The organism is Mycobacterium sp. 1081908.1 (genome assembly GCF_001673535.1).
Classification (GTDB): domain Bacteria; phylum Actinomycetota; class Actinomycetes; order Mycobacteriales; family Mycobacteriaceae; genus Mycobacterium.
Genome location: NZ_LZLY01000079.1, coordinates 1 through 24,891, shown reverse-complemented (window position 1 = coordinate 24,891; position 24,891 = coordinate 1). Strand labels below are relative to the sequence as shown.

General features: G+C 65.1%; 29 protein-coding genes. 18 read left to right on the top strand and 11 right to left on the bottom strand.

The features are described from left to right. On the bottom strand, positions 1–609 hold the full coding sequence (locus tag A5655_RS11190) for an LGFP repeat-containing protein (RefSeq protein WP_067009777.1): 609 nt from the start codon (positions 607–609) through the stop codon (positions 1–3). A gap of 312 nt (positions 610–921) precedes the next feature. Between A5655_RS11190 and A5655_RS11185 the strand changes: the two genes are divergently transcribed. Further along, a complete protein-coding gene (locus tag A5655_RS11185) occupies positions 922–1,377 on the top strand; it encodes an MPT63 family protein (protein ID WP_067009652.1) in 456 nt (151 codons plus the stop codon). 221 nt (positions 1,378–1,598) lie between these two features. On the opposite strand, the gene A5655_RS11180 is transcribed toward A5655_RS11185, so the two are convergent. After that, entirely contained in the window at positions 1,599–1,844 is a 246-nt protein-coding gene (locus A5655_RS11180; RefSeq protein WP_067009649.1) for a hypothetical protein, read from the bottom strand. 378 nt (positions 1,845–2,222) lie between these two features. Here A5655_RS11180 and A5655_RS11175 point away from each other — a divergent pair, with 378 nt between their 5' ends. Further along, on the top strand, positions 2,223–3,032 hold the full coding sequence (locus A5655_RS11175; RefSeq protein WP_067009646.1) for an alpha/beta fold hydrolase: 810 nt from the start codon (positions 2,223–2,225) through the stop codon (positions 3,030–3,032). Between the two features lie 69 nt (positions 3,033–3,101). On the opposite strand, the gene A5655_RS11170 is transcribed toward A5655_RS11175, so the two are convergent. The 5 genes from A5655_RS11170 to A5655_RS11150 form a co-directional block, all read right to left on the bottom strand. Beyond that, on the bottom strand, positions 3,102–3,524 hold the full coding sequence (locus A5655_RS11170) for a nuclear transport factor 2 family protein (protein ID WP_067009643.1): 423 nt from the start codon (positions 3,522–3,524) through the stop codon (positions 3,102–3,104). Between the two features lie 114 nt (positions 3,525–3,638). Further along, positions 3,639–4,784 (bottom strand): diguanylate cyclase, encoded by a 1,146-nt coding sequence (locus A5655_RS11165; RefSeq protein WP_067009640.1) that lies wholly within the window; start codon positions 4,782–4,784, stop codon positions 3,639–3,641. A gap of 100 nt (positions 4,785–4,884) precedes the next feature. After that, positions 4,885–6,168 (bottom strand): EAL domain-containing protein, encoded by a 1,284-nt coding sequence (locus tag A5655_RS27100; RefSeq protein ID WP_082978604.1) that lies wholly within the window; start codon positions 6,166–6,168, stop codon positions 4,885–4,887. A 130-nt stretch (positions 6,169–6,298) separates the two neighbouring features. Further along, positions 6,299–6,727 (bottom strand): cellulose-binding domain-containing protein, encoded by a 429-nt coding sequence (locus A5655_RS27095; protein ID WP_082978603.1) that lies wholly within the window; start codon positions 6,725–6,727, stop codon positions 6,299–6,301. A gap of 111 nt (positions 6,728–6,838) precedes the next feature. After that, the gene (locus tag A5655_RS11150; protein ID WP_231999131.1) at positions 6,839–8,452 is read right to left on the bottom strand and encodes an MFS transporter; all 1,614 of its coding nucleotides are present in this window, start codon (positions 8,450–8,452) and stop codon (positions 6,839–6,841) included. A gap of 387 nt (positions 8,453–8,839) precedes the next feature. Between A5655_RS11150 and A5655_RS11145 the strand changes: the two genes are divergently transcribed. The 5 genes from A5655_RS11145 to A5655_RS11125 all read left to right on the top strand — a co-directional run bounded on the left by A5655_RS11145 (position 8,840) and on the right by A5655_RS11125 (position 13,023). Continuing rightward, complete coding sequence (locus A5655_RS11145; RefSeq protein WP_067009638.1) at positions 8,840–10,309, top strand: biotin carboxylase; 1,470 nt, start codon at positions 8,840–8,842, stop codon at positions 10,307–10,309. Further along, positions 10,306–11,502, top strand: coding sequence for a serine hydrolase domain-containing protein (locus A5655_RS11140; protein WP_067009635.1), 1,197 nt, complete (start codon positions 10,306–10,308; stop codon positions 11,500–11,502). The genes A5655_RS11145 and A5655_RS11140 overlap by 4 nt, the downstream gene beginning before the upstream one ends. A 256-nt stretch (positions 11,503–11,758) precedes the next feature. Next, positions 11,759–12,154, top strand: coding sequence for a thiol-disulfide oxidoreductase DCC family protein (locus A5655_RS11135; RefSeq protein WP_067009630.1), 396 nt, complete (start codon positions 11,759–11,761; stop codon positions 12,152–12,154). Positions 12,155–12,183: 29 nt separating this feature from the next. Continuing rightward, on the top strand, positions 12,184–12,738 hold the full coding sequence (locus A5655_RS11130) for an FKBP-type peptidyl-prolyl cis-trans isomerase (protein WP_067009628.1): 555 nt from the start codon (positions 12,184–12,186) through the stop codon (positions 12,736–12,738). An 81-nt stretch (positions 12,739–12,819) separates the two neighbouring features. Beyond that, entirely contained in the window at positions 12,820–13,023 is a 204-nt protein-coding gene (locus A5655_RS11125) for a cold-shock protein (RefSeq protein WP_067009625.1), read from the top strand. A 65-nt stretch (positions 13,024–13,088) separates the two neighbouring features. Here the strand turns inward: A5655_RS11125 and A5655_RS11120 are convergent, their stop codons facing one another. Further along, positions 13,089–13,319, bottom strand: coding sequence for a DUF167 domain-containing protein (locus tag A5655_RS11120; RefSeq protein WP_067009765.1), 231 nt, complete (start codon positions 13,317–13,319; stop codon positions 13,089–13,091). Between the two features lie 120 nt (positions 13,320–13,439). On the opposite strand from A5655_RS11120, the gene A5655_RS11115 reads away from it, so the two are divergent. Then, positions 13,440–14,261, top strand: coding sequence for an oxaloacetate decarboxylase (locus A5655_RS11115; RefSeq protein ID WP_067009622.1), 822 nt, complete (start codon positions 13,440–13,442; stop codon positions 14,259–14,261). Between the two features lie 192 nt (positions 14,262–14,453). Here A5655_RS11115 and A5655_RS27090 read toward each other — a convergent pair whose 3' ends face one another. Further along, positions 14,454–14,846, bottom strand: coding sequence for a hypothetical protein (locus A5655_RS27090; protein WP_082978602.1), 393 nt, complete (start codon positions 14,844–14,846; stop codon positions 14,454–14,456). Positions 14,847–14,934: 88 nt separating this feature from the next. Here A5655_RS27090 and A5655_RS11110 point away from each other — a divergent pair, with 88 nt between their 5' ends. From A5655_RS11110 to A5655_RS11075, 8 genes are all read left to right on the top strand, one after another. Then, entirely contained in the window at positions 14,935–15,384 is a 450-nt protein-coding gene (locus tag A5655_RS11110) for a nuclear transport factor 2 family protein (protein WP_067009762.1), read from the top strand. Positions 15,385–15,491: 107 nt separating this feature from the next. Then, a complete protein-coding gene (locus A5655_RS11105; RefSeq protein ID WP_067009619.1) occupies positions 15,492–16,337 on the top strand; it encodes an alpha/beta fold hydrolase in 846 nt (281 codons plus the stop codon). 125 nt (positions 16,338–16,462) lie between these two features. After that, entirely contained in the window at positions 16,463–17,152 is a 690-nt protein-coding gene (locus A5655_RS11100) for a DUF899 family protein (protein WP_067009759.1), read from the top strand. Next, the gene (locus tag A5655_RS11095; protein WP_067009616.1) at positions 17,149–17,625 is read left to right on the top strand and encodes an SRPBCC family protein; all 477 of its coding nucleotides are present in this window, start codon (positions 17,149–17,151) and stop codon (positions 17,623–17,625) included. Before A5655_RS11100 ends, A5655_RS11095 begins: the two co-directional genes overlap by 4 nt. A gap of 257 nt (positions 17,626–17,882) precedes the next feature. Further along, positions 17,883–18,971 carry a diguanylate cyclase gene (locus A5655_RS11090; RefSeq protein ID WP_067009613.1) on the top strand — a complete coding sequence of 363 codons (1,089 nt, stop codon included), beginning with the start codon at positions 17,883–17,885 and terminating at the stop codon, positions 18,969–18,971. Positions 18,972–19,572: 601 nt separating this feature from the next. Beyond that, on the top strand, positions 19,573–20,214 hold the full coding sequence (locus A5655_RS11085) for a hypothetical protein (protein ID WP_231999130.1): 642 nt from the start codon (positions 19,573–19,575) through the stop codon (positions 20,212–20,214). After that, positions 20,211–20,444 (top strand): helix-turn-helix transcriptional regulator, encoded by a 234-nt coding sequence (locus A5655_RS28660; RefSeq protein WP_067009607.1) that lies wholly within the window; start codon positions 20,211–20,213, stop codon positions 20,442–20,444. The genes A5655_RS11085 and A5655_RS28660 overlap by 4 nt, the downstream gene beginning before the upstream one ends. 10 nt (positions 20,445–20,454) lie before the next feature. Beyond that, positions 20,455–20,769, top strand: a complete 315-nt coding sequence (locus tag A5655_RS11075) for a hypothetical protein (protein ID WP_156764820.1) — start codon at positions 20,455–20,457, stop codon at positions 20,767–20,769. On the opposite strand, the gene A5655_RS11070 is transcribed toward A5655_RS11075, so the two are convergent. Continuing rightward, entirely contained in the window at positions 20,711–22,075 is a 1,365-nt protein-coding gene (locus tag A5655_RS11070; protein ID WP_067009604.1) for an NAD(P)/FAD-dependent oxidoreductase, read from the bottom strand. The genes A5655_RS11075 and A5655_RS11070 overlap by 59 nt on opposite strands. Positions 22,076–22,346: 271 nt before the next feature. On the opposite strand from A5655_RS11070, the gene A5655_RS11065 reads away from it, so the two are divergent. Continuing rightward, complete coding sequence (locus tag A5655_RS11065) at positions 22,347–23,552, top strand: FAD-dependent oxidoreductase (protein ID WP_082978600.1); 1,206 nt, start codon at positions 22,347–22,349, stop codon at positions 23,550–23,552. 3 nt (positions 23,553–23,555) lie between these two features. Here A5655_RS11065 and A5655_RS11060 read toward each other — a convergent pair whose 3' ends face one another. Beyond that, complete coding sequence (locus tag A5655_RS11060) at positions 23,556–23,996, bottom strand: limonene-1,2-epoxide hydrolase family protein (RefSeq protein WP_067009601.1); 441 nt, start codon at positions 23,994–23,996, stop codon at positions 23,556–23,558. A gap of 296 nt (positions 23,997–24,292) precedes the next feature. Here A5655_RS11060 and A5655_RS11055 point away from each other — a divergent pair. Beyond that, positions 24,293–24,891 (top strand): PE family protein (locus A5655_RS11055; protein WP_156764819.1); only part of this gene is annotated, 599 nt, incomplete at its 3' end.

The window sequence follows — 24,891 nt, the reverse complement described above, 5'->3', positions numbered from 1 at the left end:
CTACAGCCCGGACGGTACGACCTTGCCGTTTACCGTCACTTCGGCCTGGCCCGTCTTCGAGTTGTACTCGATCCTGCCGTGCTCGAAGTTCGACACCAGCAGATCGCCGACTGCGTTCACATCGCTGGTGGGAAAGCCCAGCGGGCCCGCCGAACCGTTAGTGCCGGTGATCGCGGGCGTGCCGTCCGGGTCGCGTGGCACGTTCCAGGCCTCCCGGATCTTGCCTGTGGTGATGTACGCGGGCGTGCCGGCCTGGTCGTTCTTGGCGGTGATCACGCCGCCCTGAAACTGCTGGAATACCAGCCCGCTCTGCCGTGTCCCCGCGTTGCGGTCGCCCGTCAGCGGCTTGCCGAGAGCTTTCTTCTGATCCTCGGTCGCCGACGAGTATTTGGCAGCGATCGGGCCGGTCAGCGTCACCTCGACGTCGCGCTCCCCGATGAGCTTCACCTCGGTGGGCTGCGCTGGGGTTTTAGACGTCGAGCTGGCATTCACCCCGACCTGAGGCGGTGGCGACGCGTCGACGCTCGTGCCATTGCTGCAGCCGGCAGTAATCAGCGCGACGGCGGCCAGGCCGACCATCGCCGGGTGGCGGTATGCGATCGTTCTCATGAGCTTCTCCCCCGTGTCTTCCTCTGGAGTGGTCAAGTTGCGGCCGACCTCCCCGCCCGGCTCCGACCACAACCGAACCATGCGAGGGGCGCAGGCGGTCGCGGTCGTCGTAGCTCCGAACGACCTTACGACGCGGTCATAGCCGGCGAGGCAGAGCACCTGCCTAGGGATCATCGGTGCTCGATGAAATCCACCATGGGCTCGGCGGGTCCGTTCGTGACATCTGGTTTGAAATTCCGAACACGGGATAGACCTCACGTGTGAATCGGCTGCCGCTCTTCGACAGCCGGCACCTCATGAAGGGAGCCCGACGTGGCGTTCTCACACATTGCATCGAAGACAACTGCACTAACAGCTGCATTGGCGGCGGCCGGAATCCTCGCGGCAACACCGGCATTCGCCGATCCGCAAGTACTGCAATTCGGCCAGATGGCAGAGCTTTCCAGTAATGGTGGCACCATCGACTACACCGTGAGCAACCTGCAGCCCAGCGGCCATAACGACGGAATTTGGTACTCCGACGTCACGGCCAAAGGTGTGAGCGGTAACGCGATCCCGAACATTGCCGACTTCAACGCTCGGGCGGTCAACAGCTCCACGTTCGCGGTAATGAAGGGCAACCAGACCGACGGCCTTCCTGAGGGGCCACTCCCCCTAGGCAGCCCCGTTACTGGGCGCATTTACTTCGACGTTCGCAACGGTACGAACCCCGACAGTGTCGTCTACCGGGACGCCGGAGGCACGGACAAGGTCGTCTGGAAAGGCTAGTCACTCAACTCGCGCACCTCGCTTCATCGGTGAATACGCACGAATCGAATATGCAGCACTACCAATAGATCTCGTCGTATTCATGAGATAATTCAGCTCTCATCGCAAGCACCGCTTCGCCGCTCCGCGTCGTCCGACCAGCTGTCCCCAGTGCAGTGGCGCGGACCGCGGCCTCACGGGGTGATCGCGACGGGCGAACCGACGTGCCGCGGGCACGGCTGCTAGCCCATTGTCACGATCGCGCCCACGGCGATGCCGATCACCGCCACCAGGGCCACCAAAATCACCGTGATCGCCGCGCGCACGATCTCTTCTTCCGTGAGTCGCCAGCGCGGCTTGAATTCGGCGAGAACGGAGTCCCCTCGGCAGTCGATAGCGTCGAGTCTTGCGATCGCCGAAGTGACAGCTTCATGCTCGTGAGCCGCGTCTTTCTCGACCGGCTGGTGCGCGGCGATTGCGGTCGTCATATCAGCCCCCCAGGCTTGCGGATGCCGATCGGGCGTTATTGGTCGGCAGCTTTGGACTTCTCGTAAATCCAATGATACGAGCGCGAAAATCACGATTGCGGTAAACGAGCCTTAACGGTCACAGCACAGAATTGTGCTCCGCGCCGACGGCCATGCTCCGCGTGAGGACGCGGACGCTCGGGTGACCCGCACCCGCCGTTTCAGTCAAAATGCCTGGACACCAACGGTATTCGACGGACAACGCTGAGTGCGCAAACCGTCCTCCCCGGCTGTCGCGGCAACTGGCTGGAGAGCTCGCAGGACAACCTGGTGACTTACGGTTGACTGTCACTCGATCGCGGGAAGCGCCCGCGAGGGGCCACTGCGCGGGGAACGACTATGCCTACCATCGCCACGTCGGATGGTGTCTACAAGGACTGGGGCTCTGGCCGGCCAATCGTTTTCAGTCATGGCTGGCCGCTGACGGCCGACGACTGGGACGCGCAGAAGATGTTCTTCCTGCACCAGGGCTATCGCGTCATCGCTCACGACCGGCGCGGGCATGGCCGGTCCGAGCAGGTTGGGAACGGCAATGACATCGAGCACTGGGTGGCCGACCTGGCGGCGTTGACCGATCGGCTCGACCTGCGCGAGGCCGTCCATATTGGGCACTCGACTGGTGGGGCTGAGGTCGCTTGCTATGTGGCACGCCATCAGGAGCGGGTCGCCAAGGCGGTACTGGTGTCTTCTCCGACACCGAGCATGGCCCAGACGGAGAACAATCCGGGCGGCCAACCCCAGGAGTGGTTCGAGGCGGTGCGGGCGGGTGTCTTGGGAAATCGATCGGAGTTCTTTCGTGCGGTGCCGGAGGGTCCGTTCTACGGGTTCAACCGATCGGGCGTGGAGCCGTCCGAGGCGGTCATCGCGAACTGGTGGCGACAGGGCATGTCCGGCAGCGCCCAGGCTCACTACGAGACGGTGGTGTCCTGGCTCCAGGACTACTCCGAAGAGCTGAAGGCGATCACCGTTCCCGTCCTGGTGATGCACGGCGACGACGATCAGATTGTGCCGTTCGCCAGCGCGGTGCCCCGAGCGGTCGACCTACTCCAGAACGGCGCGTTGAAGACCTATGAGGGTTATCCGCACGGCATGCTCACCACGCACGCGGATGTTCTCAACCCGGATCTGCTGGCGTTCATCGCGTCCTGATCGGCAGCGACGGACGGTTGGGCGTCAATCGTCGGCCCACCTGACCGCCACTCAAGACGCATAGTCCGCTTAACGCACTTTGGAGCGGTGCCAGCGCCAGGCGACTGACGGGTGGCGCAGCAGCGTTGGCAGCACGGCTAGAGCGTCGAAGTAGGTGATGCGCTCGATGCCCTTGCCGTCACGCAGCCGGAGCCGGTTGACATTCGGCCATTCGAATACGTCGCGTCCGAGGAAGGCACGGAGCCGGAATTCGATGAAGACGATGTCGTCGTCGCCGCTCCAGTGGTCGACGTCGGCAGTCAGCCCGGGAAGGGAGCGGCAGAATCGGTCGAACTGTGCTTGTGCGGCCTCGATGCCGACCGTGCGCGGTGCGAGCGGTTGCACAAGCACGACATTTGGATGCAGCAATTCCGGCAACCCGTGCGATGACGGATGGCGCCAGAAGTCGGCAAACCTCGTGACGAATTGCTCTGCATCGGAGCGCGTGTTCATGCCGACCACGATGCCGCGAACTGACTGCCACCTCGACCCGTTGCGCTGCCAGCTGCTGCCACATTCCCTACTGATCGGGCGTCTGCCCTGAGTGCCGGCGAGCGGCCCGACGACTCAACTGTCTTGATCAACGGGAGTTGTGTCGACGGTGATGTTGCCGCCCTTGCGTTTCGCATCGAGCATCGCTTGGTCGGCTCGACTGATGCTGGCGTCGAGGAGGGCCATCGGGTCGGCCTCCGGCGCTGTGAAGACGCCGAGTTCGACATGAGTAACGCCGATGCTGGCGGTGACGGGAGCGTGATCGGCCGGTGCGGCGATCGCGCACCTGACTTGTTCGGCGGTTCGTTGCGTGTGGCCAGGCTCGGTAACGTCGATGACGACAAATTCTTCTCCGCCGATTCGGGCCACTAATGCCCTACTCCGCACAGCGGATTCGATCCGCCGAGCGGTGCGAATCAAGACGTCATCGCCGATCGGATGGCCGAAGGTGTCGTTGATTTCTTTGAAATGGTCGAGGTCGGCGACCATCACGGCCAACTGCCCGCCCGAGCGGTGATGATCGCTCAACAGCTCGGCGAAGTACAGGTGCAGGCCCCGCCGGTTGAGCAGACCGGTCAGCGGATCGGTGCCCGACTCGTTGGCGTCGTTGCGCAGCGTCCGGATCCCGAACTGGATCCCCACGGGTGCGGCGAGGACCGGTGTCGTCACGGCCAGGATGCTAACGGCGAAGACCGCGACGTCAAAGTGCGCGTCCGCAGCCGCCCGAATGGCAAACACGGCCGTCGACGCGAAGATCCACAGGGTATGCAGGGCAAGGAATCTCGGCCCGTCGAAGAACAGCAGATAGACCGAGAGTTGCGTGAACGCGTTGAACCCGTACAGGCCCGCGAGCCAGGCTGGTTCGTACAGCGCCAGCGTGGCGATGCCGATGTCGCAGGTAATCACGAACGCGCGCGACACCGGCAGTGACGGCCATGGTCGAAAGCACCACCGGATCACCCAAAACATCACCAGGACCGTGAACGACGCCACCACAACCTGAGAGACCAGACGATGCGGGCCGGCCCAGGGAAGAAGAATCGCCAGGGCAGTCACGACCGTCAGCCCGTTACCCACCCCGATCATTACTCGGATGGCCTCTGCCATCGACCGCTTGGCGAAGTACTGCACCTGTGCGGCGTAGTCGACTGGCGAATTCCACCATTCACCGACGAGACCGCGAAACACCGCGAAACTTCTGGACTCGGCCAGCGAAGCCATCTTTGGAGACGCCTCCTCGACCGCCCTGAGAATATTGCCGCGAATCAAACGCAAGAGTGCACGAAGATCAGCGAACGATATTACAGGCGATGCCCGCCAGTTATGCCGACGTATCAGCGCCTGGTTGGGGTTGCCCGAGATGAATGCCTTGTCCGTATTCGACGCCGAGACGAATCAGCGTCTGGAGCTGGCTGGGTGTCTCCACACCTTCGGCGACTAATTTCGCCTGCAGCTCGGATGCCAGCGAGTTCAGTGCCGTCGCCAACGCACGTTTGACGGGATCCTCGTCGATTCCGGCGATCAACTCGCCGTCGATCTTGATGATGTCGGGGCGTAGCCGCAGCAGTTGGGTGAAGCTGGCGTATCCGGCGCCGGCATCGTCGACTGCCACACGTATTCCGTGATCGCGCAGATGGGTCAGGCCCGCGCCGAGATCATCCGGAAACGGTTCGTGCTCGGTGATTTCCACGATCAACGGCCGGCCCTGAAATGTAAGCACGTCCTGAATCGCCGGCTCCAGCGCGGCGCTCGGGCTCAGGTTGCCGGCGACCGGACAATCGCTGGGGATGCCGCGAGCGCCACTCAGGACGGTGCACAGCGCGGCATGTTCCAAGTCGACGCCTCGGCCCACGCGCCGGGCAGCGTTGAACCATTGCGTCGGGGTCAACTCCGACGAGGCGGGAAAGCGTATCAACCCCTCGTAGGCAATCGTCTTGCCGCTTGTCAGATGGACGATGGGTTGAAAGACCGCGCTGAGAGCGTCCGGCTGTGCCAGCAGTGCGTCCACTCGATCTTGCAGTCCTTCGGTCTCGACTGCCTCGGGCAACATCACCGAGGCGATGAATCGCTCGGTAAGGGCGCGTTGCCCGCGATCGTCGCTGTCGCTCATCACGTGGGTCAGCAGCGTGGACAGTTGTGACTGCGCGCCTATCACGGCGGAAACGAACTCACTGATAGCGAGCATCGCGTCGACATCTGTGTCGGTGAACGCAGCGGGGGCCCTCGCGGCCAGTAGCAGTGAACCGATGACGTCGTCGTTGTACATCAGGGGAATCGCCGCCCACGACCGCGTGCCCCACTGCTTGTTCATCGCACGAACCCGTGCCGACAGTCGTCGGTCTGTACGGGCATCGTCTATTAGCTTCGGGTGTTTTTCCTGCGCCGCGAGGCCCTGAATACTGCCCTGTTTGGGCACCACGAAACCCGGCGTGCTCGCTAGCACGCCATGTCCAGAAACGGTCACGTACGCGTTATCGGAGGCGCGAAGTAGCGTGACGGCCGCACCATCGGCCTTCTGCATAAACGCACAGGCCTGCTCAGCAATGCGTCCCATCAACGACACGGGATCCATCGACGCGGCCAGTGCCTGCGCCAGGCTCTCCACATTTCACCCCCGTTCTCAGCGGCGTGTGCGGGTTGCGCCGTTTACGATAACGACCGGGCACCGAACGCGGACGAGATTCAAAGCGGGCGACCGGGCGGGTTACCAGTAAGCCTCGCCGTGCGCAGCCACTCTAGCTGCAGCGATATTGCCCGTTGAGCACACAATTAGACGGCGGCGTGTAGGTGCCGATCAACACTCCCCTGAAACCACCTGTGGCTGAACCAGCGGGTGAAATGACGCGATTCCAATTCGCGGGTGTGACGACAAAGTGGGTGCCGGATTGGGTGACGGTGCTATTCCACGCGTGCGAGACGGATTGCCCCACCGGCATGTCGAATTCAAGCTTCCAATCGCTCAGCGGTGCCAAGCTCGCATTGGTGACGGTGAAGTTCGCGATAAAACCGGTCTGCCACGTGTGTTCCACCGACAACGTCGCCGCGGCTGCAGCCGCATGAGCCGCGGGAGCGACGCCGAGTCCGAGGATGGCAACCATCAATGCCGACACGCTTACGTGAAGCGCTGCGCGCCACCGCTTCACGAAACTGTGCAGTCCCGCCATGCAGCCAACCTAAAGCCAATCAGCCGCTCTGGGCCCTCGCATCGCGGGTACGCTGCAATACCTTTGCTCAACTGAAACCGTCGTGAAACGTTAGCCTCCGCGGCAGCGGAGTCATCGAGGCACGCGCACCGCGAGGTAGTACTCGGGGCGCCGCTTCTTGTCGACGGTGTAGCCGATCGCCTCCGCAGTGCCTTGCGAGTCGTAGGCCAACCAGCGCTCCGTGCGCTGACGCGCGAATTCGGTCCACGACGCCACCGTGAATCGTTCGACGAACGTGTCCGGTTCTCCCACACGTTGATACAGCTGCCAACTGTGGCCACCCGTGCGCAGCCGTGACCGCCTCACCGCGCCCATCGCTGTCACGAAGTCCTTGAGATTTTCAGCCGGCACTCGATAACTAACGCTCACCAGCACCGGCCCATCGTCGTCAGACGGTTCGGACACCATTGTCGGTACCGGCAAGGTCGAGGAAACGTCGAAGACGTTCACTTTGCCGGTCGCCGGGCGCAACGGAAGCGGTCCGACGCTGAGGGCGACCACGCCCAACAAGATGGCCGAGGCGATCATCGCGACGTCGAGCCCCTCGCGGGTGGCGACCAACCCCCAGGCATAGGAACCGATCGCTTGAGCCCCCGTGAGGGCCAGAAGATAGATCGACAGCGCACGGGCTCGAACCCAGCGCGGCAATGACAGCTGTGCGGCGGCGTTCAGCGTGGTAAGGGTGATCAGCCACGCCGTGCCCGACAGCACCAAAAATGGCATCGCCGCGGCGAACGGGAGCCACACCGCGGCCAACGGAGCAAGACCGTAGACGGCGGCACACGCCGCCAATAGAACGTTGTCCGAGAACCTCCGGCGCAGCGGGGCGGCCACCGCGACGGCCAGGACAGCGCCCACCCCGATGGCCCCTAATGCGACACCGTAGCCGGTGGGCCCCGACTCCCACCGTTGGGCGGCTGCCACCGGCAGCAGCGCCGTCAGGGCCGACGCGGGGAAGAGGAAAAGCGCTGCGCGAAGCAGGATCCTGCGAAATATCGGCCCGTGTCGGACGTATCGCAGTCCGCTGACGACGGCTTGCCTGAGTCGTTCGCGCTCGAGGGGCGCCAGTTGCCTGGACCGCTGCCAGGTCATCAGGGCGACGATGATGCCTGCGAACGAGACGGCATTCAACGCGAACACCGCGGCGGGTCCCGCCAGCGCAACAACGACGCCACCGATCGCAGGCCCGACCGCCCGGGCGACGTTGACCGAAACGCTGGCTAGCGTCGCGGCGGCCGATATCTGCGCACGCGCGACGACCTCGGGTTGGATCGCCTGCCACGCCGGAGCGGTGAGTGCAGAGGCACAACCGATGGCCACGGTGAACGCCAACAACCATGCTGGGCTCAGCCGTCCGAGGTAGGTCACCAGCGCCAACGCCAGCGCCACCAGCACGGCATAGGACTGCAGCACCATGAGGAGACGGCGTTGGTCGAAAAGGTCGGCGAGCGCTCCGGCGAACAACCCCAGCAATAGGGTCGGCCCAAGACTGGCGGTTTGAACCAGAGCGACAACGACATCGCTGCTGTGCGATTCCACCAAGAACCACTGGGCCGCCACGATCTGCATCCACGTGCCGATGTTGGAGACGAACTGCGCAATGAACAAAGCGCGAAACACGCGATTGCGCAACGGTGCCCAGGTAGACGGGTGCCTGCCGTCGGCGCGTTCTTCCTGCCGAATCACCTTGGAACGATTTGTCGGCGACCTGAACACTGGACTTGCGCCGTCGCCGCCACGGGCGAAATCGCACTGACAAGGTGGTCTGACATACGGTCAACGCCTTTCGCGCGTCATGGCGGCGTTCGAAGTCTACAGCCGCTGCCCCAGGCAGCACTCCGCAAATGAGCGTTGTCGCCGGCCGATATCTCCCCCAACGGTTTACGCATTTCGGTCCTGAAACCCTCGGTCCGCGGCCCGCGACACCGGCGCCCCGCATGTTCAGGTAATCCCACTTTCGTCGGCCACCGGCCGGGGCGCACACTTGTGCAATGGAGATGCGTGATTTCATCTGCGTCGTGCCGCTCACAGCGCGCCTACACCCGTCGCCGTCGACAGCGCGGGGGGCGTGACGTGCACACCGCCGAGCCGACGCCGCCCCGCAAGCTGAACGGCCTCTCGGACATACGCGCGTTCTTCCACACCAACAAGACCCCGCTGTACTTCATCTCGCCGACGCCGTTCAACCTGTTGGGCGTCGACCGCTGGATACGAAACTTCTTCTACCTGACCTACTTTGACTCGTTCGAGGGCACGCACTCGCGTGTCTTCGTGCCGCGACGACGCGACCGCCGTGATTTCGACTCCATGGACGAGGTGTGCAGCCACCTGCTGTCCGACGCTGAGACGCTCGACTTCATCGCGGGCAAGGGTCCCGGTGGCAAATGCTGCTTTGTGATGATGAACGAGGAAATCCAGGCCCTGGCGCGGTCGGCAGGCCTCGAGGTCATGCACCCGCCGATCGAGTTGCGCAATCGCCTGGGTTCCAAGATCGTCATGACGCGCCTGGCTGACGAGGCGGGAGTGCCGAGTGTGCCCAACACGATCGGCCGGGCCGGCTCCTACGACGAATTGCGGTCGCTCGCAGAAGGCGCCGGCTTGGGAGATGACCTCGTCATCTCGATCGCGTATGGCAACGCCGGCAGCGGGACGTTCTTTGTGCACGGTCAGCGCGACTGGGACGAGCATGCCGGTGACCTGGTCGGGCAGGACCTCAAGGTCATGAAGCGGATCCGCAATGTCGAGGTGTGCCTCGAGGGCGCCGTGACCCGCCACGGCACCGTGGTAGGGCCAGCGATGACGAGTCTCGTCGGTTATTCGGAGCTGACACCGAGCCGGGGCAGCTGGTGCGGAAACGACATCTGGCACGAGGTGCTGCCGCCCGCACAGACACATGCCGCGCGACAAATGGTGACAAAGCTGGGCGACGTCATGCGCCGCGAGGGTTACCTCGGCTACTTCGAGGTGGACCTTCTGCACGACCTCGACTCCGACGAGCTCTACCTCGGCGAGGTGAATCCGCGCCTCAGCGGCGCGAGCCCGATGACAAATCTGACCACCGAGGCGTACGCCGACATGCCGCTGTTCCTCTTTCACCTGCTCGAGTACATGGGCGTGGACTATGAGCTCGACATCGATGAGATCAACTCGCGCTGGGAGCGCGGCTATGGCGAGGACGAAGTCTGGGGCCAGGTGATACTCACCGAGACCTCGCCCGATATCGAGATCTTCACCGCGACGCCGCGCACCGGCGTGTGGCGCATCGATGACGACGGTCGGGTCTCCTTTTCGCGGACCGCCAACGACTGGGCCACGCTGCTCGACGGGTCCGAGGCCTTCTACATGCGGGTCGCGGCTCCCGGTGACTTGCGTTCCGAGGGCGCCCAACTCGGCGTGCTCGTCACCCGGTCACACCTGCAGACGGACGACTATCAGCTCAGCGACCGCTGCCAACGCTGGGTGAAAGGCATGAAGGCGAAATTCGTCTCGACGCCCCTCACGCCGGCCGCCCCGATCGTCTCGCGACTCGTCGCGCGCGCGTGAGCGCCCCGGCCGGTATCTCCCTGGACAACTGGCTGTCGGCGCCCTATTCGCATTGGTCGTTCCAGCACGTCGAGGACTTCGTGCCGACCGCGCTGATCCTACGCGGGACGGGGCCGGCCGCGGAACTGCCCGTGGCCCCCGCTCCCCTGGCCGACATTCGGGTCACCAGCACCAACGGAGCGGCCACCACCGTCGGCGCGGTGATGGCCGCCACCGCCACCGACGGGTGGGCGGTCGCGTGCCGCGGGTCGCTGGTGGCCGAGGAGTATCTCGAGGGCATGGGGGCACAGACCCGGCACCTGCTGTTCTCGGTGAGCAAGTCGCTGGTGGGCGCCGTCGTCGGCGCGCTGCACGCGGCCGGCGCGATCGAGTTAGACGCGCCCGTCACCACTTTCGTTCCCGCGCTGGCGAATTGCGGATATGACGGCGCGACGGTGCGCCACCTGCTGGACATGAGATCGGGCATTGCCTTCTCCGAAAACTACGACGACCCGACCGCCGAGATACACCGGCTCGACCAGGCGATGGGTTGGGCGCCCAGAAGTCGTCCGGACGCCCCGTCCACGCTGCAGGAGTTCCTGCTGACCTTGCGGCAGAAGTCGGCGCACGGCGGCCCCTTCGAATATCGCTCGTGCGAAACCGACGTACTCGGCTGGATCTGCGAAGTCGCCGGCGCCCAGCGGATGCCCGAATTGATGTCGGAACTGTTGTGGAGCCGCATCGGCGCCCAATGCGACGCCACCATCGGCGTGGACACGAACGGCACCGGGCTGTTCGACGGCGGCATCAGCGCCTGCCTTACCGACATGATCCGGTTCGGGTCGCTGCTCCTGCGCGACGGGGCCTCGTTGACTGGCCGGCAAGTGGTGCCGGCGGCGTGGATCGCCGACACCCTCACCGGCGGCCCCGACTCGCGTCAGGCATTCGCCGCCAGCCCCGATGACACCGAGCTGCCCGGGGGGATGTACCGCAACCAAGTGTGGCTCCCCTACCCCGACAGCAACGTCGCGCTGTGCCTGGGCATGTGCGGTCAGATGATCTACGTCAACCGCGCCGCCGAGGTGGTCGCCGCCAAGCTATCCACCCAGCACCACTCGCACGAGCCACACATGCTGGACACGCTGCGCGCATTCGACGCCGTCGCCGAGGAACTGGCCGGCGTCCCCCACCGTGCGGCTATCTCTGACGATTGAACGCGATCCGCTCGGGCGTGCGTCGCTCCACCACGGGCTGGTCATGACGTTGGCGCGCCCACCACGCCCGCAGTGTTTGAACATCGATCGGCGCAGTGGGGTCGTCAAAAGGCGATGGTGCGGTGTACATGGCGCCTTCGTTCTGAAGATTGTAGACGGAAACGTTCACTGTTAGCTGTGAGCATACTATGTGTAGATAAGAAACGCTAGCGTCTACTAAGTGACTGACACGCCCCCGTGCGGGCACAATTGAGGTATGGACGGCGTTCTGATCTTCGATGGAAAGTGCGGGGTGTGCACGCGCGCGCGGAACGGCCTGCTCCGGCTGAACCGGACTGGGCGGCTGCGAACCGAGCCCATGCAGAAGCCAGGAGTCTCCGAGCGGCTGGGAATCCCGACCGAACGCTTACTGGAATCGAGTTGGTGGCTGGATTCGTCTGGCGCCGTGTTCGCCGGTGCGGAGGGGATGAACGCGGCGCTATCGACCGCTCTGGGAACGCAGTTGCCGCTACGTATCTACCGCTTGCCCGGGATCCGCGCGGTGCAGGAGGCGGTCTATCGGTGGGTGGCCGCGCACCGGTATCGATTCCGGGGGGTCACGCCACTGTGTGAATCCGAACCCGCCGAGTGCGTTTCCCCTCCCGCGTCCTGACACCACTCCGGAAAACGAGTGGCTGTAGCGTGACGGCCGTGAAGTCCTCCTCCATCACGCTTGCGGCGTGCGTCGCGGCGCTCGTCCTCCCACTGGCCACACCCGGGACCGCAACCGCGGCCGGCTCGTGCCCGACCGCCGCACCGCAGGGTGGCGGGACACCCGAATGGACGCTGACCGGGACCACCGGCAGCGTCGCGGTCACTGGATCCACGGATACGACGGCTCCTCGGGTGACTGTGACGACACCGTTCAGCGTGACTCAGACCCAGGTTCAGACGCTGCACGCCGGAGATGGGCCGGTGGTCCCGGCCACGGCCAAAGTTTCCGTCTGCTATATGGGCGTCAACGGACGCGACGGTTCCGTGTTCGACAGCAGCTACGAACGGGGCGCATCCGTTGACTTCCCCCTGGGCGGAGTCGTGCCGGGCTTCCAGAAGGCGATTGCGGGACAAAAGGTCGGGTCGACCGTCGCGGTCGCAATGACCTCCGCGGATGGCTACCCGAACGGTCAGCCCAGCGCGGGGATCCGGCCGGGCGACACCCTCGTCTTCGCAATCAAGATCCTCAGCGCGTCGAGCTGAGCGCGGACTTTTCCAGCGCCTGCTACCCTTGCCCCTTGGATGTTTTTGGTACATCCAATTTGAAATGAGAGAAGTAAGTAAATGGCACAGGGAACTGTGAAATGGTTCAACGGCGACAAGGGCTTCGGCTTCATCACCCCTGACGAGGGCGACAAGGACCTTTTCGTCCACTACTCCGAGATCCAGGGCAGCGGCTACCGCTCGCTCGAGGAGAACCAGCGGGTTCAGTTCGAGGTTGGGCAGGGAGCGAAAGGTCCTCAGGCAGTAGGAGTGTCGGCCGTCTAAGAAACTCACAAACCTGACAGTGGGCTGGTGCGGTAATTCGCACCAGCCCACTTTGTTTCATCCACTCAACGGCTCACCTGGAAACGCTTGATCCGCGACGTCATTCCGGACACCAACTCGACTCGGCTTCTTGGCAATTGAAGGTGTTCGGCCAGTAACCGGACGACCGCCTCGTTGGCCTTGCCCTCCACCGCCCGCTCCCGGACGTAGATCGTCAGCTCGTCATCAGAGCCGACTTCGACTAGCGGTCCCTTTCGGCTGCCGGGCTTGACCTTAACGACGACGCAGTCGCTCACGCCGAACAAGGCTACCGGCCCGGACTTCTACGTCGACTCGCGGAAACGTTTGCGCAATTGTCGGTGGCTGGTGCTATGTCTGATCGCAAACGGTGGATGGGAGTCGGAATGGATAGCACAGTGCGGGCCGAGCGCGGCGAACGATTCCGTCGCCTCCACGAGGATGACGAGATCCTGTTGCTCCCGAATCCCTGGGACATCGGCACCGCCCGGTTGTTCGCCAACCTCGGGTTTCAAGGGCTGGCGACTACCAGTGCGGGACTGGCGTTTTCATTGGGTAGACGCGACGGCGATGGCGCCGTCAGCAGGAACGAAACACTCGAGCATGTGCGCACCATCGTCGATGCGACGCCATTGCCGGTGACCGCGGATCTGGAGAACGGCTTCGGTGCGTCGCCCGAGGCTGTGGCAGAGACGGTGCGTCTCGCGGGCGAGGTCGGCCTGGCGGGAGCCTCGATCGAAGACGCAACATACCGGCCTGACGACCCGATCTTTCACCGCGAGCTGGCGATCGAACGAATCGAGGCCGCCGTGGACGCCGCGCGGTCCCTGCCCTACCCCTTCACCCTGACGGCCCGCTGCGAGAACTTCATCCGCGGCCGACCCGACCTCGACGACACGCTGTCGAGGCTGCAGGCCTTCGAAGCCGCCGGCGCCGATGTGCTTTACGCGCCGGGTTTGCCCGACGAAGCAGCCCTTCGCCGCGCGTGCAGCAGCGTTTCGAAGCCGCTGAACTACGTTGCCGGCATCGGGACGGTCCGATTCACCGTTGCCGAACTCAGGGAATTCGGGGTGCGCAGGGTGACTATCGGCACCTCGTTTTGCCGTGCCGCCCTGACCGCCGTCGTTCGGGCCGCGCGTGAAGTGCTCGACAGCGGATCGTTCAACTATCTCGAAGGCGTGCACAGCGTGGCCGAGTTCAACGCTCTCATCGATCCCTGATGGCGGATCCCCACGGCAACGGTGCTACAGGTCGCGCACAATTCGCAACGCGGTGTCAACTCGCCGCAACTCGTCGCGGCTGGCCGGCGGACATGCGCCGAGCGTGAAGCTACGGCGGAAAACGACGAAAATCTCGCCACAGCTTCACGTTCGGCGATCCGCTAATCGGCGATCCGCTAACCCGAAGGCTTATCACCCTGGCGGCGGCACCAGGGGCGGACGGCAGGCATTGGAGGTCGGATCCCACCACCAGCCGTTGTCGCATGCCAGCGGTTGCGGGCCGACGCCGACCGGACGGCACACGTTGGCCGTCGGGTCCCACCACTGGCCCGGGTCGCACGCCAAGGGTTGCGGCCCGACACCGAGTGGTCGGCACACGTTGGCCGTCGGGTCCCACCATTGCCCGGGGTCGCACCCAAGCGGTAACGGCGCCCCGGCGGGGCGACACATGTTGGCCTTCGCGTCCCACCACTCCCCGTTTGCGCATTCCGCCGAGCTCACCGGCGGCATCGCGATCGTCACCGCGGCCATCGACCCCAATGCCACCGTCGCGGCGGACACCCCCCGGCGAATCAACGTCTTCATTGCGGTCCTCCCCTGTCGGCGTACAAATCATCGAACCGAGCCCGCGCATGGAGGTCAAGGCCCATCCGGCGCGGCTAGCGTAAATCCCGTGACCACTGCGACTGAGCACTCGGACGACGAGGCCGACATTCGACGACGAACCGACCGGTTGGCCGGCGCGATCCGCGATGCGGATCTCGAAGCCGTGATGTCGGTTTACACCCCGGACGTCGTGTCCTTCGACCTCGAACCGCCCCTGCAACACGTGGGGGCGGACGCCAAACGGCGAAACTGGGAGCGCGTGTTCGCGGCATACGAGCACCCGCTCGGCTACGAGATCCGCGACCTCACGGTCACCGTGGGCGACGACGTCGCATTCGCGCACAGCCTCAATCGGCTCAGCGGCACGCTGAGGAGCGGCACGACGACCACCGGCTTCTGGGTCAGGGCGACGACGTGCTTCCGCAAGCTCGACGGCCACTGGTTCATCGCCCACGACCACGTGTCGGCGCCTCTGGACGTGACGACCGGCGCGGCGCAACTGAACCTGGAGCCGTGAGGCGATTTGGCAGTGGTTGGCAGTTCGTCGGGTAGACCTGGCAGCGGCCATGAAGTGCGATAACAGTCGAAGGGTCGGAACGAAACGCACCAGGAGGAACAACCGACATGCCCCAGCTCGCACTTCGGCAGGCCACCATCGAATACCACGAATTCGGACCGCAGGATTCCCCGCACGCGCCGGTCCTGTTCGTGCACGGCATCCTGGCCGACGGGCGGCTGTGGCGCGAGGTCGCGGACGGCCTGGCGCGTCGGGGGTTCCGTTGCATCGTGCCGACGTGGCCGCTGGGCTCGCACAACATCCCGGTCAGTGACGCCACCGCGCTGTCGCTGCCCGGCGTCGCCGAGATGGTCAACGACGCGCTGGTCGACCTCGACCTGTCGGACGTGACGCTGGTGGGCAGCGACACCGGAGGCGGGATATGCCAACTGGTGGTCGACGCCCACCCGGACCGGATCGGCCGGCTGGTGCTCACCAACTGCGACGCCTTCGACAAGTGCCCGCCCTTCCCCTACGACGTCGCGTTTCGGGCGCTTCGTAGCCCCTCCTCAATCAAGGCGCTATCCCAACCACTGCGGTCGCGAAGGGTGCGGCAGTCGATATTCGGCTACGGCCTGCTCATCAACAAGCCCGATCCGGACCTCACCGCCGCCTGGCTGCAACCCTGCCTCAAGGACTCGCGCATCCGCCGCGACCTCGCGGCGCTGGCGCGAAGCGTGGCCCGCTTCGATCTCACCGACGTGGCCACCCGCCTCCCCCGGTTCACGAAGCCCGTCACGCTGGTGTGGGGCCAGCGGGACCGCTGCTTCACCCCCGGCCTGGGCCGGCGCTTGGCCGGGTTGTTCAGCAACGCGAAGCTGATCGAGGCGCCCGACGCGAAAACTTTTGTCTCGCTGGACCAGCCGGACGCGGTGATCGACGCGATAGCGGAAATCGCCGCGGTGAGCCGGTGATCCTCCCTGCTAAGCGGCGCTGAATTCCGCGCCGGCAAGCGTCGGCGATGAGTTTCGGGCGTGCCACCAGTCATACCTATGAGATCGGAGTAATCGACAGCGTCAAAACAGAGAGGGTGGATCCGATGCCCAATGCCCTGCCCCCGATCGTCGATCAGCAGACCTGGCGCGCCGCGCTCGACGACCTGCGCAAGCGTGAGAAGGCCGCCACCCGGGAGCTGGATGCGATCGCCGCCCAACGGCGCCGGCTGCCGATGGTCGAATTGCCGGACTACACCCTGATCGGGCCCGACGGACCCGTCCGCCTGGTCGATGTGTTCGACGGCCGGTCGCAGCTCATCGTCTACCACCACATGTGGTCCGACGGCGCCGAGTGGCAGTGCGGCGGGTGCACGGGCTTCACGTCGCAGTTCACCCGGCTGGAGTTCCTCGACAACTACGACGCCCGCTTCGTCATCGTCACCAATGGACCGATCGACGAGGCGCTCGCCTACAAGCGCAAGGTCGGCAACCGGATGGAGTGGTATTCGTCGTCGGAGAGCTCGTTCGGCGCCGATATGGACGCACCGCCCGGCGGGGGCTTCGGGGTCAACGTGTTCCTGCGTGACGGCGACACCGTCTACCGCACCTGGCACACGAACGGGCGGGGCACCGAGCAGCTCAGCCATTCTTTCGGGCTGATCGACATCCTGCCGTGGGGCCGGCAGGAGGAATGGCTCGATTCGCCCGAAGGATGGCCGTCCCGGCCGACATACTCGGGGTGGCTCGACTCCCCCGATATCGCCCGGGCCTACGGAAGCGAGGACAACGCATGACCACGACCGCCGAACGCTACGTCGCCACCCGCACCATCGCCGCGAGGCCGGAAGAGATTTTCGCCGTCCTCGCCGACCCCGCCCGCCACTGCACCACCGAGCCCACCGACTGGGTACGCGACGCGGTGGACGCCGGGCCGATCACCGGCGAGGGACAGATGTTCGCGATGAACATGTTCCTCACCCGGGCCGGTGGTGACTACGTCGTCCACAACCTCGTGCACGTGTTCGACAGGGACCGCGCGATCGGGTGGATGCCGGGCCAGCTCGACGACGCGGGCAACCACAATCCCGGCGGCTGGTTCTGGCGCTACGACCTCGCCCCGAACGGCGATGGCACCGACGTCACCCTCACCTATGACTGGAGCGGGACGCCACAGGAGTTCCGCGAGCAGGTCGGCGAGATGCCGATCTTCGCCGAGGATTACCTCGCCGCGTCGCTGGCGACGTTGGAACGGTCCGTCGTGGGTTGACGAATGGCCGTGCAGCCCTCGGGTACGTCGAAGCCGCTTCGAACAAACCTATTTTCCTGTGCGGGCGCGGAATGAAGACGGCCGGATCGAATATCGCGGATTTCACTTAAACCGCGTGCTTTTGGTGCGCGTTTGCCCGAGAACCGGCACTCTCGAATTGGCTCCCCTAATTCGCGCTATCGGGTTTACTTTGGTAGAAATCCAAGCCATGCTTCAGCGACATCGGTCGGTGAATCCGGTAGTCGGGAAGGCTCGCAATGAGTTGGTTGGCGGCGTCGTGGCGACGGCCTGACCATTTTGACTGGCTCACCGGCTACCTGCAGGCTCACGGGTTGAGCACTCCCACTCGCCGCATCATGGCGGGGGTATCGGCTTCGCTGGCATTATGGCCGGTCAACGTTTTGTGGGGAACGACCCCGTTTTTCCCGGGCCTTTCGCTCGCGGCCTCGGTGCTGTGCGGAGCGATCGGGCTAGTCATGGCGGTGCTCTGGCTGACCCGCTGGCCCACGAGACGCCAATCGATCTTTTTTGCGATGACGGGCAGCGCGAGCATCGTGATCGGTTGCGTGACGCAAACCCAACCCATCGTCGCCCTGATGGCGTGTTCGGCCCTGGCCGTGTCGGGCGGCTACCTCGCGTTTTTCCACACCGCGCGATATATGGTCGTGAATTTCCTGCTGGCCGGCGCGGCGGGCGCCGTCGAAGTGGCCCGCCTGGTCGCCGCCGGCGAGACGACGCTGGCCTTCACCGGCTACTTTCTCGTGCTCGAACTCAACGTGGTAGTCCCCTTCGCCATCCATATCGTCATCCGGGCGCTGGGCGTGGATTTGTTGCGCGCCGACCGCGACCCGCTCACCGGTCTGCTGAATCGGCGCGCCTGCGACCGCGCCATCATCGGCCGGATGCTTGCCGGCCACGACCACATGTTCCTGGCCGTGGCCATGGTCGATCTCGACCACTTCAAAGCGGTCAACGACAGCAGAGGGCACGCCGCGGGCGACGAGGCGCTCGTCGCGGCGGCCCGCGCGCTGACCGCCGTGTGCCAGGACAGCGCCGTCGTCGGCCGCGTCGGCGGGGAGGAATTCCTGATCGCAGACGTCATAGCGACACACCGGCCGCAAGGATGGGGTCACAAGTTCTGCAACGCGGTCGCGGCGATCCCCGCCTCGGTGACGGCCAGCGTGGGGACCGCCACCCTGGCGTTGCGCAGCGTGGGTTGCGACGACGTGGAACAGGCACTGCGCCAACTGGTCGCCGATGCCGACACCGCCATGTACGAAGCCAAGCGATGCGGCGGAAACCAAGCCCGGCATCACCGGTCCGCCGCGCCGGCGACCATGTCCTGACGGCAGGGTCACCGACCGCGGCACAAAAAGCCTGTCTAAGGGACGATTGTTAAGACAGCCCGCACCGTTTGGCGCAGCAACTGACTTCCGTGGGAGCCGAGTTCCCGGGCCAGTTCCAACGCGAAAAAGGGATTCCCGCGGGCGATTTCGTGGATACGTAGCAACGTAGGGCGAGCGATCGAGCGGCCCAGCCGCAGCGAGAGGACCTGATGCAGCTCACCAACGGATAAGGACCGCAGTCGGATTCGGCGCGCCCGTCCGGACTGGGCAGCTGTAGGCGCGAAGCGGCCTGCTCGGTACGCGTCGTGCACACCAAGGCCGCCCCGGGCGGCCGCCGCGCGGCATACGACACCACATTCGCGCTGGAGGTATCCACCCATTGCAGGTCGTCGATCGCGATCACCACCGGACCTTCGGTAGCGAGGCGCCGAATAACGGTCACGAACGCCGGCGCTGAGCTTCATTGACTTCAATGCCGTACTCAACAGTGTCTGGCGAGGTCGCTACGACGAAGCGGCGGTGATCGCCCGGGGAGTCGGTCGAACGCGCGCGCCAGCTTGGCGGCGATGTGCCCCTGGCCGCCGCAGTTACCAGCCGGGCGGTGGTCGCGGCTTACCGCGGGGATGAGCAGCTGACGCGAAGCGATGTCGCCGCGGGGCTAGCTGGGTTTGAGCGGGCTAACTCGTTCCGGCTGCGCGAGTGGGCTTTCACCGCGCTGGGTTTTCTCGAATTGTCTTTGGATAACTACCAGGCGGTCCTTGATGCAGTGAGGCCGCTGCTTTTTCAGTTGGATTCGTCGATCGGCGCGACCGAGATCATCCAGTCGTCGTTCATCCCCGACTCCGTGGAGGCGATGATCGGCCTGGGCCAATTCGACGACGCCGAGCCGCTGGTCGATGCCCTCGAGCGCAACGGCAGTCGGCTCGATCGGCCGTGGATGCTTGCCACCGGCGCACGTTGTCGCGCGATGTTGCAGGCGGCACGCGGTGATGTTGCCGCCGCGCTGACAACCGCCGAGCGGGCTATGGGCGAGCACCAACGCCTGGCAATGCCGTTCGAGCGGGCCCGTACCCAACTGTTGCTCGGTCAATTGCAACGTCGCCATCGCCGCCGCGAGGCGGGTACAGCGAGCCTGCGCGAGGCGCTGCGGACTTTTGAGCGCCTCGGCGCCACGGTGTGCAGGGCGCGCCGAAGCGGAATTGACGCGCGGGTGTCCGAGGCAGGCGGCGCGAGCAGGGGTTGACCGCGACCGAAGGGCGCGTCGCCGAGCTGGCCGCCTCGGGCATGATCAACCGCGACATCGCCGCGGCGCTGTTCGTCAGTCCCAAGACGGTGGAGGTCCACCTCAGCCGCATCTATCGCAAACTGGGCATTCGCTCCCGTGCGGAGCTGTACCAAGCAATGCAATCCCGAAAATCAGAATTGGATATGAGTAGGCAAACCCCTGATGTAAGCGGGCGCCGCCGGCTATAGCGTGGCCGGGGTGGCGGGCATCGACGCGGGAACACACTCGTTTCTTGTCGAGTGGTATGGCCCCAGCGCGCCCGCGCAGTGGATGGGCCAAACCGCTCAGCGCCTCAACGACCACGCCGTGGCGATTTCGGCGCGCGGCGGACAGGTCCGGTTGCTCATGGCCGTGGCCGTGCCCTCGGACGACTACGCGTTCGGTGTGTTTGCCGCCGCGTCCGCCGAAGTCGTCGCCGAAACCTGCGCCGACGCCGGCGCTCCCCCCGAGCGCATCAGCGCCGCCGTGGGCTGGTGGCGGGGACAGGATTTTCGATCGCCGAGTGAGACGTAGGGCATTCGCCGGCCCACGCCGCGATCCGTCCCTGCCGGGAACGGCGGGCGTTGCGCTTCCCCGCTTCGACGATCTCCTTGAGCGTTGCGATCAGGCGATCGGGCCGATCGCGTAACGCACGCGCCGCGGCCCGCATGACAAGGGGCGTCGTGAAAAGGCGTGACGGGCGGACCTCGTGGTTGAGCACGCCGAGAAGCGTCTGGGTGGCTTCCGGATCGGCGGCGATATCCTTCATCAAGCGGGTATTGAACGGCGTCGACGCGCCTGGCCTACCAAAATCGCTTGCCATCCAATGCATTTCATACGCATCGTCGTCGCGCCACCGCCACCATTGCTGCATGGCGTCGTCGGGACCGGTGCAGCCCAGCCCACCCTCGATCGAATCGGCCAGCCGACGGGCCTGGCGGAAAGCGTCGCCGATGCCTTGCCCCGGCGACGGATCTTTGAAGTGCCCGGCATCGCCGACGAGGACCCACCCGGGGCCGGCGGCCTCTCGGAAGTACCCGTGCCACTTCGCCACTACCCGGATGGGGCCGACGCGTCGCCCGTCCCCGATCACGTCGGAAAGTTCGGGCCAGGCTCGTAGGCCAGAGGCGAAGTTGGCGTCACGATTGGCATGGAACTCGGCTTGTTTCGCCATATCGATCCCGATCGCGGCCATGTAGAGATCGCCATCGGTCGGGCCGGCGAGGAAGCCGAGATCGCCACGGCGGCCAAGCCGCGCGTGCCCTTCCCGGTCATGGACGTGCTCGAAATAGGCCCAGGCAAACATCTTTCCGGGCGGCGCGACGTGATATTCGCGGGCACCGGCGAGCGCGGCGACCGTCGAGTGGCGACCGTCGGCGCCCACCACCAATCGCGCATGGATGGGGCCGTTCCCCGTGTCCACCCCGGTGACGCGCCCGTCTTCGCTGATGAGGTTTGTGACGCGCAAACCCGTGCGAACATCGGCGCCCGCCGCAGCCGCCGCGTTGACCAGCAACGCATCCAGCGTCACCCGCCGAACGCACACGCCGCGGGGTGTTTTGATCGCGGGGTCGGTCGTCGCCTCGATTCGAACGTCGTCGTCGATCACCATCGTCATGCGATCGAGCGGGACCGCGCCGGCCGCCAAGACATCGTCGAGCACGCCCAACTGCTCCAGCACCTGCACGCCGGAGGGCTGAATTATGTGCGTAGACGGTGTCTCCGAAGGAAACTGGGCGCGGTCGACGACGCAGACGCTCACGCCCCGGCGGGCGAGCATCGCGGCCAGCGGCGAGCCGGCGCACCTCGCACCGACGACGACGACATCGAATCGCTTCATACCGTTCCCCGCAATCGCTCGACGAATCACTACCGCCGAGGCTACCCGAAGATTAAGAAAATAGTAAGGGCTTTCTTAGATTACGTTTAGGCCAAGCGGAGAGAACTGCGGCCTGCGTCGCCGGAATATGGTCGACCACAACGTGGTTCGCGGCGATCCCCATCTGATCGATGCTTGGGCCAAAGCGCGGTACGGGGGTCCTCCAAGGGGTGCGCCGTTCTTAGACAAGCTGCGCGCTAGACCCACGCGCGCCCGCGGGTAGGGTCAGCGCATGTCCGCTCTGCGAACCCAGGTCTGTGTAGCCGGCGGCGGTCCCGCCGGACTCGTTCACGCTCTTCTGCTCGCCCGCGCCGGCGTCCAGGTCGTCGTCCTGGAGAAACACAACGACTTCTTGCGCGACTTTCGCGGCGACACCGTGCACCCCACCACGCTGCGGATCATGGACGAGCTGGGGTTCGTCGACGAGTTCTTGCGCCTGCCCCACACCAAGATCACGCGTGTCGCCATGGATGCCGACGGGACACTTCGCACTTTCGGTAATTTCAGCGCGCTCAAACGGCTGGGCTTCAACCAGCCCTACATCGCGCTGATGCCGCAGTGGGACTTCCTGGATTTCCTGGCCGAAAAGGCAAGCGCGTACTCCGAATTCACCTTGATCCGCAACGCCGAGGTCACGGAGTTGATCTTCGACGGCGACCGGGTCGTCGGCGTGCGCACGCCGGAACTGGAGGTGCGTTCCGAGTTGGTGATCGGCGCGGACGGACGCAAGTCCGCGGTGCGTGCCGCCGCAGGGCTGGACCTCGCCGCCGCGCACTCGTCCATGGACGTCCTGTGGTTCCGGCTGAAATGGCGTCCCGGCGATCCCCAGGAGCTCTTCGGAGTCCTCCGCAGGGGCCTGCTCATAGCCATGATCTATCGCGGCGACTACTGGCAGGTCGCCCACCTCATGCCGAAGGGGACCGACCCGCGCGAGGGTTCGCTGGAGGCGTTCAAGGAGCGGCTGGTCACCGCGCGACCGCAGCTGCGCGAGCACGTCAACGACCTGCACTCCTGGGACGACACCAGCCACCTCGACGTGCGGGTGGACCGGCTCAAGACATGGTGGCGCACAGGCCTGCTGTGCATCGGCGACGCCGCGCACGCCATGTCGCCGGCCGGCGGGGTCGGGATCAACCTCGCCGTCGCCGACGCGGTCGCCGCGGCGAATATTCTGTGCGCCCCGCTTCGCGAAAACCGGTTGACCGATTCCGATCTCGCCAAGGTTCAGCGCCGCCGCGAGCTGCCCACCCGGATAATCCAGGCCGGGCAGGTCTTCCTTCAGAACAGGGCGGTCGAGCCCAATTTGACCGGCGACCTCTCCCCGATCCCCGTTCCCAAGTTCATCGGTCGCGGTCCGCTGCAGTTCATCCCGCCGATCATCGTCGGACGCGGGTTCCGCCCAGAGCACGTTCGCACCCCGGACGTTCACGGTTCCTAGCGGTTAGCCGGCCAGCGCGTCGAACATGTGCGCCGGGTCGATGCCGAGTTGTTGCGCCACGTGGCTGGTGTCCCAATACTCCCGCCAGTGCGTGATCGCCCCGTCGCGGACCTCGAAAATTGCTGTGACGAAGAACTTCACGGCGACGCCGTTCATCGCATTCACGTCGATCCGCTCGACGACCACCGTGTCGGCGTTCGACACGACCGTGCGGATTTCGCTCCCCTCGATCATGCCGGTCGAGAGGCCGCTGTGCTTTTCGAGCTCGGCGCGTGCCGCGTCGCGCCCCACCACCACCGGCGAGAGCGGCACATGGAGCTGCCAGACAAAGTCGTCGGCCATCATCGCGGTCATCGCATCGACGTCCATGCGCTCGCCGTACGCCGCATGGATGAAGTCGAGGACCAGCTTTTCGTTCGCATTTTTTGCAGCGGCTTCGGGCATGCCGTTTCCTTACCTCGCGACGACCTCATGGCCTAAATAAACTATTTGATTTAATCGCAGGGTGCTCACGCTATCCCGTTGACCGGGTGGGGTAAAGACCCGGTGTGCCGGTATATGGCCGGCGTACGCCGCAGGGTCGGCGACGTCGTGCGGCGGCGGGAATCTCGGTTGGCAAGCGAAATATAGGGTTTTCCCTGATGCAACCCAGCCCCCTCCATCCCTAGCCTTCAGCTCAGGATCGGCTCGTCTCACGTCGCAGGTGGTCGTCGTCAACGGTTGAGGGTAGAGGGGTAACGATGTCTTTTCTGGTGGCGGCTCCGGAGATATTGGCTTCCGCGGCTGCGGATTTGGAGAACCTTGGTTCCACACTCAACGCCGCGCATGCGGCTGCCGCTTCACCCACGACGGGCATCCTGACGGCCGCGGCCGATGAGGTTTCGGCTGCGGTGTCCTCACTGTTCGCCGAGCACGGCCAGGCCTACCAAGCCCTCAGCGCCCAGGCGGCGTCGTTTCATCAGCAGTTTGTGCAGCTGCTCAACGGTGGGGCGGCACAATATGCGCTCACCGAGGCCGCCAACGCCAACCCCTTGCAAACCGTTGAGCAGGAGGCGCTCGCCGCCATCAACACGCCCAGCTTGCTCCTGACCGGCCGTCCCCTGATCGGCAACGGCGCCAACGGGGCTCAGTTCTCCGGCCAAAACGGCGGAGACGCCGGATGGTTGTTCGGCAACGGCGGAAACGGTGGCTCGGGCAAGGCCGGCCACGCCGGGGGCAACGGCGGCGCCGGCGGCCTGTTCGGCGGCATCGGCGGGAGAGGCGGAACGGGTGGCGGGCCCGACATGGGTGGCAACGCCGGGCGGGGCGGCAACGGCCGCACCGTCGGCCTGTTCGGCGG

Excerpts from the sequence above, each read along its gene's own strand:
- A5655_RS11065 (WP_082978600.1), top strand. The coding sequence starts at position 22,347 with ATGTCCGCTCTGCGAACCCAGGTCTGTGTAGCCGGCGGCGGTCCCGCC.
- A5655_RS11170 (WP_067009643.1), bottom strand. The coding sequence starts at position 3,524 with ATGAACACGCGCTCCGATGCAGAGCAATTCGTCACGAGGTTTGCCGAC.
- A5655_RS11090 (WP_067009613.1), top strand. The coding sequence starts at position 17,883 with ATGAGTTGGTTGGCGGCGTCGTGGCGACGGCCTGACCATTTTGACTGG.
- A5655_RS11100 (WP_067009759.1), top strand. The coding sequence starts at position 16,463 with ATGCCCAATGCCCTGCCCCCGATCGTCGATCAGCAGACCTGGCGCGCC.
- A5655_RS27090 (WP_082978602.1), bottom strand. The coding sequence starts at position 14,846 with ATGAAGACGTTGATTCGCCGGGGGGTGTCCGCCGCGACGGTGGCATTG.
- A5655_RS11180 (WP_067009649.1), bottom strand. The coding sequence starts at position 1,844 with ATGACGACCGCAATCGCCGCGCACCAGCCGGTCGAGAAAGACGCGGCT.
- A5655_RS11175 (WP_067009646.1), top strand. The coding sequence starts at position 2,223 with ATGCCTACCATCGCCACGTCGGATGGTGTCTACAAGGACTGGGGCTCT.
- A5655_RS11135 (WP_067009630.1), top strand. The coding sequence starts at position 11,759 with ATGGACGGCGTTCTGATCTTCGATGGAAAGTGCGGGGTGTGCACGCGC.
- A5655_RS11165 (WP_067009640.1), bottom strand. The coding sequence starts at position 4,784 with ATGGCTTCGCTGGCCGAGTCCAGAAGTTTCGCGGTGTTTCGCGGTCTC.
- A5655_RS11105 (WP_067009619.1), top strand. The coding sequence starts at position 15,492 with ATGCCCCAGCTCGCACTTCGGCAGGCCACCATCGAATACCACGAATTC.
- A5655_RS11095 (WP_067009616.1), top strand. The coding sequence starts at position 17,149 with ATGACCACGACCGCCGAACGCTACGTCGCCACCCGCACCATCGCCGCG.
- A5655_RS11060 (WP_067009601.1), bottom strand. The coding sequence starts at position 23,996 with ATGCCCGAAGCCGCTGCAAAAAATGCGAACGAAAAGCTGGTCCTCGAC.
- A5655_RS11190 (WP_067009777.1), bottom strand. The coding sequence starts at position 609 with ATGAGAACGATCGCATACCGCCACCCGGCGATGGTCGGCCTGGCCGCC.
- A5655_RS11070 (WP_067009604.1), bottom strand. The coding sequence starts at position 22,075 with ATGAAGCGATTCGATGTCGTCGTCGTCGGTGCGAGGTGCGCCGGCTCG.
- A5655_RS11125 (WP_067009625.1), top strand. The coding sequence starts at position 12,820 with ATGGCACAGGGAACTGTGAAATGGTTCAACGGCGACAAGGGCTTCGGC.
- A5655_RS27095 (WP_082978603.1), bottom strand. The coding sequence starts at position 6,727 with ATGGCGGGACTGCACAGTTTCGTGAAGCGGTGGCGCGCAGCGCTTCAC.